Source organism: Bacillus oleivorans (assembly GCF_900207585.1).
GTDB lineage: Bacteria > Bacillota > Bacilli > Bacillales > JC228 > Bacillus_BF > Bacillus_BF oleivorans.
Genome location: NZ_OAOP01000018.1, coordinates 1 through 12656, shown reverse-complemented (window position 1 = coordinate 12656; position 12656 = coordinate 1). Strand labels below are relative to the sequence as shown.

The 12656-nt window shown below is 38.9% G+C and carries 14 protein-coding genes, 2 tRNA genes and 1 rRNA gene; 14 read left to right on the top strand and 3 right to left on the bottom strand.

The features are described from left to right. The 7 genes from CRO56_RS22260 to tsaD form a co-directional block, all read left to right on the top strand. Positions 1–97, top strand: a 23S ribosomal RNA gene (locus tag CRO56_RS22260); the annotation flags it as partial. A gap of 220 nt (positions 98–317) precedes the next feature. Continuing rightward, positions 318–394 (top strand) — tRNA-Met (locus tag CRO56_RS22255). A gap of 36 nt (positions 395–430) precedes the next feature. Continuing rightward, a tRNA-Asp gene (locus CRO56_RS22250) sits at positions 431–507 on the top strand. 335 nt (positions 508–842) lie between these two features. Continuing rightward, positions 843–1310 (top strand): tRNA (adenosine(37)-N6)-threonylcarbamoyltransferase complex ATPase subunit type 1 TsaE, encoded by a 468-nt coding sequence (gene tsaE, locus CRO56_RS22245; RefSeq protein WP_097160821.1) that lies wholly within the window; start codon positions 843–845, stop codon positions 1308–1310. Further along, positions 1291–1998 (top strand): tRNA (adenosine(37)-N6)-threonylcarbamoyltransferase complex dimerization subunit type 1 TsaB, encoded by a 708-nt coding sequence (tsaB, locus tag CRO56_RS22240; protein WP_097160820.1) that lies wholly within the window; start codon positions 1291–1293, stop codon positions 1996–1998. Before tsaE ends, tsaB begins: the two co-directional genes overlap by 20 nt. Next, the gene (rimI, locus tag CRO56_RS22235; protein ID WP_245856078.1) at positions 1988–2458 is read left to right on the top strand and encodes a ribosomal protein S18-alanine N-acetyltransferase; all 471 of its coding nucleotides are present in this window, start codon (positions 1988–1990) and stop codon (positions 2456–2458) included. Before tsaB ends, rimI begins: the two co-directional genes overlap by 11 nt. Beyond that, entirely contained in the window at positions 2458–3480 is a 1023-nt protein-coding gene (gene tsaD, locus CRO56_RS22230; protein ID WP_097160819.1) for a tRNA (adenosine(37)-N6)-threonylcarbamoyltransferase complex transferase subunit TsaD, read from the top strand. The genes rimI and tsaD overlap by 1 nt, the downstream gene beginning before the upstream one ends. 424 nt (positions 3481–3904) lie before the next feature. On the opposite strand, the gene CRO56_RS22225 is transcribed toward tsaD, so the two are convergent. Beyond that, complete coding sequence (locus CRO56_RS22225) at positions 3905–5860, bottom strand: ABC-F family ATP-binding cassette domain-containing protein (protein ID WP_097160818.1); 1956 nt, start codon at positions 5858–5860, stop codon at positions 3905–3907. A gap of 187 nt (positions 5861–6047) precedes the next feature. Between CRO56_RS22225 and CRO56_RS22220 the strand changes: the two genes are divergently transcribed. The 3 genes from CRO56_RS22220 (at position 6048) to tatC (ending at position 7724) form a co-directional block, all read left to right on the top strand. Then, a complete protein-coding gene (locus CRO56_RS22220; protein WP_097160817.1) occupies positions 6048–6692 on the top strand; it encodes a redox-sensing transcriptional repressor Rex in 645 nt (214 codons plus the stop codon). A gap of 88 nt (positions 6693–6780) precedes the next feature. Beyond that, positions 6781–6954: a twin-arginine translocase TatA/TatE family subunit gene (locus tag CRO56_RS22215; protein ID WP_097160816.1), complete on the top strand. Its 174-nt coding sequence runs from the start codon at positions 6781–6783 to the stop codon at positions 6952–6954. Between the two features lie 14 nt (positions 6955–6968). Further along, positions 6969–7724, top strand: coding sequence for a twin-arginine translocase subunit TatC (gene tatC / locus CRO56_RS22210; protein ID WP_097160815.1), 756 nt, complete (start codon positions 6969–6971; stop codon positions 7722–7724). 42 nt (positions 7725–7766) lie between these two features. Here the strand turns inward: tatC and CRO56_RS22205 are convergent, their stop codons facing one another. Beyond that, the gene (locus CRO56_RS22205) at positions 7767–7958 is read right to left on the bottom strand and encodes a YdiK family protein (protein ID WP_097160814.1); all 192 of its coding nucleotides are present in this window, start codon (positions 7956–7958) and stop codon (positions 7767–7769) included. Between the two features lie 3 nt (positions 7959–7961). After that, a complete protein-coding gene (locus tag CRO56_RS22200; RefSeq protein ID WP_097160813.1) occupies positions 7962–8666 on the bottom strand; it encodes a CPBP family intramembrane glutamic endopeptidase in 705 nt (234 codons plus the stop codon). 315 nt (positions 8667–8981) lie between these two features. Here CRO56_RS22200 and groES point away from each other — a divergent pair, with 315 nt between their 5' ends. From groES to CRO56_RS22180, 4 genes are all read left to right on the top strand, one after another. Beyond that, a complete protein-coding gene (gene groES / locus CRO56_RS22195; protein WP_097160812.1) occupies positions 8982–9266 on the top strand; it encodes a co-chaperone GroES in 285 nt (94 codons plus the stop codon). Positions 9267–9314: 48 nt separating this feature from the next. Continuing rightward, positions 9315–10937: a chaperonin GroEL gene (gene groL, locus CRO56_RS22190; protein WP_097160811.1), complete on the top strand. Its 1623-nt coding sequence runs from the start codon at positions 9315–9317 to the stop codon at positions 10935–10937. Between the two features lie 384 nt (positions 10938–11321). After that, on the top strand, positions 11322–11927 hold the full coding sequence (locus tag CRO56_RS22185; protein WP_097160810.1) for a GNAT family N-acetyltransferase: 606 nt from the start codon (positions 11322–11324) through the stop codon (positions 11925–11927). Positions 11928–12275: 348 nt separating this feature from the next. Continuing rightward, complete coding sequence (locus CRO56_RS22180) at positions 12276–12509, top strand: hypothetical protein (RefSeq protein ID WP_142305238.1); 234 nt, start codon at positions 12276–12278, stop codon at positions 12507–12509. Positions 12510–12656: the final 147 nt, after the last annotated feature.

The following is a 12656-nucleotide window of genomic DNA, read 5'->3' as shown; positions in this document are numbered from 1 at the left end:
GTAAGATCCCTTGAAGATGACAAGGTAGATAGGTCTGAGGTGGAAGCACGGTGACGTGTGGAGCTGACAGATACTAATCGATCGAGGACTTAACCAAAAATTTATGGTGATTCGGTCCTTACAGATTCATTCTTTAGTCGTTATCTAGTTTTGAGAGAACGAAGTATTTTTATTACCGCGGGGTGGAGCAACGAGCATAGCATCGTGAACCAACTGCGAGTTGTACCGATCGAGCCACTACTTGAATAGGCTTCCTGAGATCGGGACAGTCACATGCAACACTTAGAGCATGTGAAAATTAAATATATTCTTATTACCGCGGGGTGGAGCAGTCCGGTAGCTCGTCGGGCTCATAACCCGAAGGTCGCAGGTTCAAATCCTGCCCCCGCAACCAATACATATCTAAATTAAATTTTGAAATTTCTTAAGTGGTCCGGTAGTTCAGTTGGTTAGAATGCCTGCCTGTCACGCAGGAGGTCGCGGGTTCGAGTCCCGTCCGGACCGCCATTCTATTAAAATATTTAACGAAACCCTAGTTGGTTTCGTTTTTTTTATGGGTTTTAGTTTATAGCAGGGGAAATCCAGGGTAAACTTGCAATGATGTTTTTGTTAAACATAAATAACTTGGAAAAGAAGAGATTTTTTTAAAAACACCTTCTTTAACACTTTTTTTGCCGCATTTATTTGTTTAAAATAATAATTTTCAAAACAAAAATTCGCACTTCGTCTATTTTACTTCACCTCTAATTCCCACACACCCTTGGTTTTTTGCGGATATAGGGAATATTGTGTAAACTACGGATAGAAATAGATTCTATTTTTACATATTTAGGAGTCGTTGTATGGAACAAAGTTATCATTGTGAAAATGAAAAAGAACTGATCGCTTTAGGTGAATTATTGGGCAGGCTGTTAAGGCCTAAAGATGTTATTGCCCTTGAAGGGGATTTGGGAGCAGGGAAAACAACCTTCACTAAAGGAATTGCAAAGGGATTAGATATCGAAAGGGTTGTGAACAGCCCAACCTTTACGATTGTTAAGGAATACCACGGCAGAGTACCGCTTTATCATATGGATGTTTATCGGCTTGAGGATTCCGATGAGGATTTGGGCTTTGATGAATATTTTTATGGAGAGGGCGTAACCGTCGTAGAATGGGCTCATCTAGTAGAAGAGTACTTGCCGCCTGAACGGTTAACCATTCATATTCAGTACGAAGGATCGGGAGGAAGGAAACTTGTATTTATTCCAACCGGCCAGAGATATTACGAATTATGTGAGGAGCTTCATCATGAACGTGCTAGCCATTGATACATCTAATTATGCACTAGGTATTGCCATTATTAATGACAAAAAAGTGATAGGCGAATATATTACCAATATGAAAAAAAATCATTCGATTCGGGTGATGCCTGCGATTCAAAGATTGTTAGAAGACTGTGATTTGTCGCCGATGGATCTAGATAAGATCGTAGTTGCTCATGGACCTGGGTCTTATACGGGGGTTCGAATTGGTGTTACAATTGCTAAGACATTAGCGTGGACTTTAAAAATACCTCTAGTTGGGGTATCCAGCTTAGAAATTCTGGCAGCAGATCACTTATTTTTCCCAGGGATCATCTGCCCGCTATTTGATGCAAGACGCAGTCAAGTCTTTACAGGTATTTATCGTTATGAAGATGGACGTCTGAACCTGATTTTAGGGGATCAGCTTCTATTGCTGCCTGATTTATTGAATGAGTTAAAAAAACGGAACGAATGTGTCCTTTTTGTTGGGAATGATGTAGAGCTTCATCAGGAGAGAATTGTTGAAGAATTGGGAGAGAAAGCAAATTTTGCTCCTTTTACCCATCAAAACCCTAGGCCTAGTTTATTAGCTAAAATTGGACTTGATCAAAAGGGTGTGACAGGAGATGCCCTGCATGCATTTGTTCCGCATTATTTAAGATTAGCTGAAGCAGAAGCAAAGTGGCGAGAGGCGAGGAAAAATGATGAATAATAATAATGAGGCTGTATCAAGTGCACTTTTTCGGTTTATGACCTTAGGTGATTTAGATGATATTATGGATATTGAACATCAATCCTTTACCCTGCCGTGGAAACGGGACGCATTTGTTCGTGAATTAACCAGTAATCCCTATGCGCGGTATTGGGTCGTCGAAATCAATGGCAAAGTCGTGGGTTATAGCGGTGTATGGATTGTGATGGATGAAGCGCATGTTACGAACATTGCCGTGCTTCCCGAATATCGGGGTCATGGGTTTGGAAAGCAATTATTGATCAAAACGATGCAATTAGCGCAAAGCTATAACGCGAAAGTAGTGACTTTAGAAGTGAGAGTTTCGAACATCGTTGCTCAAAATTTATATCGATCCCTTGGTTTTCAGCCAGGTGGTATTCGAAAGGGCTATTACACAGATAATAATGAAGATGGTCTAATTATGTGGGTGAATATATAATGGAGCGAACCGAATCAATAATCTTAGCAATTGAAACATCTTGTGATGAAACAGCGGCTGCAATAGTAAAAAATGAAACGGAACTGTTATCAAATGTGGTAGCGTCTCAAATTGAAAGTCATAAAAGGTTTGGCGGTGTGGTACCTGAAATTGCCTCTAGGCATCATGTGGAACAAATCACATTGGTCATTGAAGAGGCTTTGAAAAAAGCAAAGCTGACCATGGATGATATTGATGCAGTTGCGGTTACTGAAGGTCCGGGACTTGTAGGAGCTCTGCTAGTCGGAGTCAATGCAGCCAAAGCTTTGGCCTTTGCCCATGGTAAGCCAGTGATCGGCGTTCACCATATTGCGGGTCATATATATGCCAATCGATTAATTCACGAAATGAAGTTCCCATTGCTTTCTTTAGTGGTTTCTGGTGGTCACACGGAACTGATTTTAATGAAGGAGCATGGGCATTTTGAAGTAATTGGGGAAACAAGAGACGATGCGGCTGGCGAAGCTTACGATAAGGTAGCTCGAATGTTGGAATTACCGTATCCGGGGGGACCGCATATCGACAGGCTTGCTCATGAAGGAAAGCCGTCCTATTCGCTTCCGCGTGCGATGTTAGATGAAGATTCCTATGAATTTAGTTTTAGCGGATTAAAATCAGCAGTTATTAACACCATCCACAATGCTAAGCAGAAAAATGAAGAAATTATTAAGGAAAATATAGCAGCCAGTTTTCAACAAAGCGTTATCGATGTACTAGTTACAAAGACAAAAAGAGCTGTAGAACAATTTGGTGTAAAACAGCTTTTAGTAGCAGGTGGTGTAGCTGCCAACAAAGGTTTAAGAATCGAGTTAGAAAAAGCATTTCAACATTCAGACGTAGAAGTGATTATTCCGCCATTATCTCTTTGTACGGATAATGCGGCAATGATTGCAGCTGCAGGTGCGATTTCTTACAGGAAGGGTAAGTTTGGGACAATGGCCATGAATGGCGAGCCGGGTTTACCAATTGAAATAATGAATTAATAAGTATGAGGAAAACACATAAATTTCGATGAGGAAGTCTGTGTGTTTTTTTTTGATTTTTGGAATATGGCTTTTAAATATGTGGATAAGATAAAGTTAAGTATGATCGTTTTTACAGTGCTTGTGGATAACCATGAGCGAACAAGCGTTTTTCTGTTAGTTATGTGGATATGTTGATACATATCTGTGGAAAATGTGGATAAAATCTGTTGAAAGCGGAATGCATCTGCTGAATAAACGGGACAACTCTGTGGATAAACAAATCTAAAAGTTTTTCTAAAATCAAGGTTATAAACACCTGATTTATGGTAAGAAAACTGAACTTTTGAGAAGAAAACGGCATTGAAAGGGCAAATACCGCACTCACAGTTCACATTCTCCCAGAACTGTATCAGGCTCCTTCACCACCAAATCAAAACGACCCCTAACTTTTAGGGGCCGTTTCAATTTCTTCAGCTAATAAAGTCCATTCTTCTACTGTTTGGTCCAGTTCTGCATGGAGTTTTTCTTGTTTAGTTTGAAGCTCAAGCAGTTTTTGGTGGTCCTCGATATTTTCAGGCTTGTAGAGTTCCTCTTGGATTGATTCTATTTCCAGTTCGAGTCGTTCAATCTTCATTTCTAATTCTTCAACTTGCCGCTTTTTTTGACGCTCGAGCCGTTTTTGTTCTTTTTCTTCTTCGTAAGAGAGTTTACGTACAGTCGTGTTTAAAGTATTTAGTTGTGCCGCAATTTCAGCTTGAGCCTCTAGTTTTTTGACCTCTTCAAGTTCTTCCTTTTTGGTCAAATAATAATCATAGTCACCCAAATATTCTTTTGTTCCATCACCCGTAAGCTCAACTACTTTTGTCGCAATACGGTTGATAAAATAACGGTCGTGGGAAACGAATAAAATCGTACCAGGATAGTCAATAAGGGCATTTTCCAGAATTTCTTTACTGTCCAAATCTAGGTGGTTTGTCGGTTCGTCCAGAATTAGTACGTTTGATTTCTCCATCATAAGTTTCGCCAGGGCAAGTCTCGCTTTTTCGCCTCCGCTTAAGGCGGAAACAGGCTTTAAGACATCGTCACCCGAAAATAGGAAGTTTCCTAATACCGTTCTAATTTCTTTTTCAGGCAAACCAGGGTAGTTATCCCACAGTTCATCTAAAACTCTTTTATTGGAGCGCAGGTTAGCCTGTTCTTGATCGTAATAGCCAATTGTCACATTAGCTCCAAATTGAAATTCACCATCCAATAATGGAATCTGTTTAATTAATGTTTTGAGAAGAGTTGATTTCCCGATACCGTTTGGACCTATAAGAGCAATACTGTCTTTTCGTTTCATTTGAAAAGTAATGTCTGTACAAATAGGCTTTTGTCCATAACCGATTGCAGCATGCTCAACTTTTAAGACATCGTTTCCGCTTTGTCTATCAATGTCGAATGAAAAATGAGCAGATTTTTCGTCTCCTTGCGGGCGGTCAAGCAGCTCCATTTTTTCTAATGCTTTTCGTCTGCTCTGTGCCCGTTTTGTCGTCGAAGCACGAGCCAGATTTTTTTGAATAAAATCCTTTAATTTGCTAATTTCTTCTTGCTGTTTTTCGTAAGCCTTTAACTCTTTTTCGTACATATCAGCTTTTAGACGGAGGTAGTTACTATAATTCCCCGCAAACGGGATGATTTTCGTTCTGGAAAGTTCGTAGACTTGTGTAGCAATTTTATCTAAAAAATAGCGGTCATGCGAAACAACAAGAACCGCACCTTCATACGTTTGCAGGTACCTTTCGAGCCAGGTAAGCGTTTCAATATCTAAATGGTTCGTAGGCTCGTCCAAAATAAGGACATCTGGACGTGTTAATAAAAGCTTCCCCAGTGCTAATCTCGTTTTCTGTCCGCCGCTTAAAAGCTGAATGGGTGACTGATAATCTTTATCGTGGAATTGAAGGCCATGTAAAATTGAACGGATATCCGCCTCGTATTGAAAGCCGCCTTGTTCTTTAAAGCTTACCTGCAGCTGGTCATATTCTTGCAGGTGCTTTTCATATTTGACTGGATTTTCGAGCAATTCCGGATCCGACATGTCGATTTCCATTTTTCTTAGCTTTTTTTCCATCGCTTTTAAATGCTGAAAGACACTTTCAAGTTCATCCCAAATGGATTTAGAAGATTCGAGCCCTGTATCCTGAGAAAGGTAGCCGATTGAAACCGACTTAGGTTTGATAATCTCGCCACTGTCATAGGAGAGCTCTCCTGCAATAATTTTTAAGAGAGTTGATTTACCCGCACCATTTCTCCCAACGAGGGCAACTCGGTCTTTAGTTTTTACTTCTAATTTTATATTGGATAAAATCGCTTCAGCTCCGAAGGATTTAGTTAGCTGTGAAGCTTGTAATAGAATCATATTATTCACCTCGTAAATACTATTCATAGTGTACATGAATAAAAAAGTTCGGACAATGATTTAAGCTATGGCAGGATTTACATATCACACATGAAAATTTAAGACAATTTCAGAAAGGGCTTACAGACAGGAGAAGAAAAATGGTGTATGATAAGACATGCGAGAAGGAATTCGGGGGTTAAATTGTATGAATCAAGATCAAAATAAAATTCCAAGAGCTACTGCGAAACGTTTGCCCTTATACTATCGATTTCTTCAAAACCTGTCTGCTTCTGGCAAAAAAAGAGTATCTTCAGCAGAATTAAGCGAAGCGGTAAAGGTTGATTCCGCGACAATAAGAAGAGATTTTTCTTATTTTGGAGCGTTAGGAAAAAAGGGATATGGGTATAATGTACAAAGCTTGCTGGCATTTTTTCGAAAAACCTTAGATCAGGATGAGGTTACAAATGTAGCCCTAATTGGAGTCGGCAATTTAGGAACAGCTTTCCTGCAATATAATTTTTTAAAAAATAATAATACCAAGATAGCGATGGCGTTTGATGTAGACCCAAAGAAAATCGGGACTACTATAGGCGGAGTTCAAATTTTCGATATGAATGAGATGCAGCAAAAAATAAGAGCTGAAGGGATCATAGCCGTGATCCTGACTGTTCCTGTTCAGGTCGCTCAAACCATTACGGACGAGCTTATGGAAACGAATATTAAGGGGATATTAAATTTTACACCGGCACGGCTCAATGTTCCTCCTGCCATCAGAGTTCACCATATTGATTTAGCTGTAGAGCTTCAATCCCTCGTTTATTTTTTAAAGAACTATCCAGAAGAGGAATAATGACAAGAAGAATTCATAATTTACCTGCTGCCTAGCTTTGACGGCGCGGGAAAATCTAGTATGATGTTAATAGGAGGTGAGGCACACCATGGGTATTGGATGGGGTAGTCTCCTCGTCATTGCATTTGTTGCTCTCTTAATTTTTGGTCCGAAAAAGCTGCCTGAGCTTGGAAAAGCAGCAGGCAACACCCTTAGAGAGTTTAAGAACGCAACGAAAGGCCTAGCTGATGACGACGAAGATAAAAAAGAAGGCAAAAATTAAAGGGTGTCGTATTTATGGAACAAAAGGATATGACCGTTTACGAACATATAACTGAACTTAGAAAACGGCTAATTTATGTGGTCGTTTTCTTCTTATTTGCGGTTGTAGGCGGTTTTTTCTTATCAGAACCACTGATAAAATTTTTACAGCATGCAGATGAAGCTAAACATTTAACCATGAATGCTTTTAATCTCACAGATCCTGTAAAAATATACTTACAGGTTACCTTTATCATTGGCGCAGTGATTACCTCGCCTTTTGCTTTATATCAGCTTTGGGCTTTTATCAGTCCGGGATTATATGAAAAAGAGAGAAAGGTGACACTAAGCTATATTCCGATGTCCGTCTTTTTATTTTTACTTGGGGTATCGTTTTCATATTTTATTTTGTTTCCGTTCGTTGTTCAATTTATGACGAATGTTGCTAACAATTTAAACATCGAGCAAACAATTGGTATTAATGAATACTTTCAGTTTCTATTTCAAATAACGCTGCCATTTGGGATCTTGTTTCAATTGCCAGTAGTGGTTATGTTCCTGACTAGGCTGGGGCTTGTGACTCCAATGCTATTACGCGGTATTCGCAAATATGCGTATTTTGTTTTACTCGTGATTGCAGCCTTTATCACACCGCCAGAGCTTTTGAGCCATATGATGGTAACTGTTCCGCTTTTGATTTTATACGAAATAAGCATTTGGATTTCTGCCATCTCTTATCGAAAAGTACTTAAAGCAGAGACAGAAGCTCTAAATCAGCCGCATAATGAATAAACTTAAAAAACACGTGCTTTTAATGATGCACGTGTTTTTGCTTTATCTCTTCTTTTTTAATTGGTAGTGGATCATAACAAAACGCAGGCCCGATCCAAAGTCCATTGTTGCCAGTAAAATTAAAAGATAGGTGAAAAATCCCCAACCAGAATCACGAACACTTTGAATCGCAAAAATTGTAAAAATGATTCCCAGTGCCAGGTAAAGAATCCCTGTAAATAAAGGTGATCTCATGTTTTATCCCCCAAAAATCCACTGAGTAGCAGCCAACTGGTTCCGAGCCATAAATTGTATAACCACTACAAAGGTATTAAATAATACATGGGCCATGATTGGAACCCATATCCGTTCTGTTTTTACATATAGATACGCAAATGCCAGTCCTGAAAAAGTATAAAGAATAATGTGCTGAAAATCAAAATGGAATAACGCGAAAATTAGGGAACTTGCGATTCCGGCTATCCAAAAATTCGTTCTTTGATAGAGATTTCCAAAAATCACTTTTCGAAACACAATCTCTTCCAAAATAGGTCCTGCTATTGAACTAGCTATAATAATGAAAGGGTATGCTTCGATAAATCGAATTATGAACTCGGTATTCTCTGACCTTGCTTCAATGCCTAGCAAATTCTCAATTTGAATCCCGATAAATTGGGCTAAGAGGGCAAGAAAGAAACCAATAAAGCCCCAGGTTATAGCTTCCCCGGTTTTTAAGCCGGCTTTTGAACGAACAGGCTTCATTTCCTTTCGTAAAATCCATAAAACAATCAGTAATCCTATAATAAAGCTAAGCAGCGTCCAATAAGCAGCTGCATCCTGCTGAGCTGTGACTGGATCCTGTCCGCTTGCATTTAAAAAAGTACTTACAACCGGAACCCCAACTAAACCGGAGAGCTGCATGGCAACAAAGGTAACAATGACTAACCAATATTCTTTTTTCAAACCTTCGACTCCTTTTTACAACTAAAAAAGTTTGTATACATCTGTGTCTCTCGGCATACGTATACTCTTAGGTGTATACAACCCTAATCTATTCCATTTTACAAGTAAAAGAGGATAGCTTTCAATGGATAGCTATTCTTATATTATGTAACGAATTCAAAATCATAAAAAAATGGGCTGAAAAATATAAAAAAATTTAATCTCAGGTACTTGCAATCAGAACGAGGATTCATTAATATAATAAATGGATGTTAGCACTCAAGCTAACAGAGTGCTAATAAAAACTACATACAAAATATAAGGAGGTTGTTTCACTTGTTAAAACCACTTGGTGATCGCGTAGTAATTGAGCTTGTCGAGTCTGAAGAAAAAACATCCAGCGGTATCGTTTTACCAGATACTGCAAAGGAAAAGCCTCAAGAAGGGAAGGTTGTAGCTGTAGGAACTGGCCGTGTTCTAGATAATGGTGAGCGTGTTACGCTAGAAGTTTCCGAAGGCGATCGCATCATTTTCTCCAAATATGCTGGTACAGAAGTGAAATACCAAGGTAAAGAATATTTAATTTTACGCGAATCTGATATTTTAGCAGTCGTTGAATAGGCTGTCCAATTGATAGAACTTTAAACAATTTAAGGAGGTCGACTTTTCATGGCTAAGGAAATTAAATTTAGCGAAGATGCACGCCGTGCGATGCTTCGCGGTGTAGATACTTTAGCAAATGCGGTAAAAGTAACATTAGGACCAAAAGGACGTAACGTTGTTCTTGAGAAAAAATACGGTTCTCCGCTTATTACAAATGATGGTGTAACGATTGCGAAAGAAATTGAATTAGAAGATGCATTCGAAAACATGGGAGCAAAGCTTGTTGCTGAAGTAGCAAGCAAAACAAATGATGTAGCCGGTGACGGAACAACTACTGCTACTGTTCTAGCTCAAGCTATGATCCGTGAAGGGCTTAAAAACGTTACAGCTGGTGCGAACCCAATGGGAATCCGTAAAGGGATTGAAAAAGCAGTTGCTGCAGCTATTGAAGAATTAAAAACTATTTCTAAACCAATCGAAGGCAAAGCTTCCATCGCACAAGTTGCAGCGATCTCTGCTGATGACGAAGAAGTAGGTCAATTAATCGCAGAAGCAATGGAACGCGTTGGCAACGATGGCGTTATCACAATCGAAGAATCTAAAGGATTTACAACTGAATTAGATGTAGTAGAAGGTATGCAATTCGACCGCGGATATGCTTCTCCATACATGGTAACTGATTCAGACAAAATGGAAGCTGTTCTTGAAAATCCTTATATCTTAATTACAGACAAGAAAATTTCTAGCATTCAAGAAATCTTGCCAGTTCTAGAACAAGTTGTGCAACAAGGTAAACCTCTATTACTAGTTGCTGAAGATGTTGAAGGGGAAGCTCTTGCAACATTAGTAGTTAACAAGCTTCGCGGAACATTCAATGCTGTTGCGGTTAAAGCTCCAGGATTCGGTGACCGTCGTAAAGCGATGCTTGAAGACATTGCTGTTTTAACTGGCGGTGAAGTGATTACAGAAGATTTAGGCCGTGACCTAAAATCTGCAACCATTTCTTCACTAGGACGCGCAGCTAAAGTTGTGGTAACGAAAGAAAACACAACAATCGTTGAAGGTGCTGGAGACGCAGCAGCTATCTCTAGCCGCGTGAACCAAATCCGTGTTCAATTAGAAGAAACTACTTCTGAATTCGATAAAGAAAAACTTCAAGAGCGTCTTGCTAAATTAGCAGGTGGCGTAGCTGTCATCAAAGTTGGTGCTGCTACTGAAACTGAGCTAAAAGAACGCAAACTTCGCATTGAAGATGCATTGAACTCAACTCGCGCTGCTGTTGAAGAAGGTATCGTTGCTGGTGGTGGTACTGCCCTAGTCAACGTTTATAACAAAGTAGCTTCTATCCAAGCTGAAGGCGACGTACAAACGGGTATCAACATCGTGCTTCGTGCCCTTGAAGAACCAGTTCGTCAAATCGCTCACAACGCTGGCCTAGAAGGATCTGTTGTCGTTGAACGCTTGAAGAAAGAAGAAATCGGCATTGGCTTCAACGCAGCAACTGGCGAATGGGTAAACATGATTGACGCTGGTATTGTTGACCCAACTAAGGTAACTCGTTCTGCTCTTCAAAACGCGGCTTCTGTATCTGCGATGTTCTTGACAACTGAAGCAGTTGTGGCTGACATTCCTGAAGAAAAAGGTGCACCTGCAATGCCTGACATGGGTGGAATGGGCGGTATGATGTAATCAGGGTTTTAAAACCTTGTTATATCAACGTTTAAAATGATAATATGCTTTTCTTGTCCTCGGATTTGTCCTCGTTATTTATATTTTGACATACCAGGATAAATAAGCTAGTTAATAGAGAAGGTCTTTCATCAGTTTGCTAAACTGTTGGGAGGCCTTTTCTTCCATATTGGCGGTATGGGAAATTATAAATAGAAATTACATGAATTAATTTCATAAGACTGGGCTCAAGGTTTTAGACATAAAAAATTATTATTTTCAGAGAAAAAAGGATTATCATTCCAAATCTCGAAATAGGAAGTAATCACATAAAACTATAGAATTAGGGAATCCATCTTACTTAAGCAAAACAAGATCAAAGTTGTTTAAAAGAGGAGGGGAAATATGAATCGGGAATCAAAAATTATAAAACTCACTGATTTAGATTCGGATCACTTGGCGAAGGTTATGAGCAGGGCGTTTCAGCACCAACCGAATTTTACTTACATATTCCCAAATGACGAAAATAGGTTTGGTCTATTAAAATTTTTTTATTCGTTTGTTCTCCAAATTGGGTTGCAGTTTGGTAAGGTTTATACAACTGAAACCCAAGATGGTGCCGCTATTTGGATAAGTTCGGAAAAGAAAATGGCCTTTTCTGGCCTTATAAAAGCCGGGATGCTAAAGATGCCTTTTATTTTCGGATGGAGGAGTTTTCGGAAATCCATGATGTTGAATAGTGAATTGGAAAAAACACGTAAGCAAGTCATGCCGAAGTGTCACTGGTACCTGATGGCTCTTGGAGTTGATACAATACATCAAGGAAAAGGATTGGGAAGTGCTTTGATTATACCTGGGATCTCTTTAGCCGAAAAAGAAAATTTGCCATGTTATCTTGAAACATTTACAGAAAAAAATCTCGCTTTTTATAAAAAACATGATTTTCGGATAATAGATAAAAAGCAAGTTTCAAAAGACGGGCCACATTATTGGGTCATGGTGAGGGATTAGAAAACTCTACAAAATCAATCTGTTGTTCTCTGTCATCAATAGCAGGCGGAATAGCCGATAGACATGTTAAGGTTTGAAGAAGAGTTAAAATCATTTAATCCTCCTTATCGGGAATTATATATATTCAGAAAATACATTTTTAATTAATAAAAATATGACCCTAAACCTTGAGATTAGGGTCATATTTGACTTAAAAATCAAATCACTATACTTAAAAACCTCATTTAGATACAATACGGTGAACCGTACCATAAGTAGCAAAATATGTAAGTTTAACCACTGTATCTGTAAATAGGTAAAGAAGGTCTTTCATCAGTTTCTTTACTGGTGGAAGGCCATACCGCACAAGTGAAAATCTGCGAGGAAGATGTCGTTTTGATTAGAGAATCATGTCGTCAGGCAGTAGTTAACGTAAATCCCGGTGATATTTACAGAGTAACCGTTAGCGGTGATATAAACATTAAAGCTGAAGAAGTGGAAGTAAGTGCAGTTGTTACAGATATAGGTTTTTCTGCTCATGAACCTTCAGCTTTTTTCCGTCATGAAGATTTCATTAAAGTAGATGACGATGATGATGATTAAAAGATGTCGTTTTTCAATTGTTATAAAAGCCACAAGCCTTTTTACTTAAGGTTGAACTGCACCCCAATTGTTAGACACACAACTAACAATTGGAGGTGCAGTTTTTATATGTCTAAATTTAACATAGAGGAAAAAATAGAAGCAGTT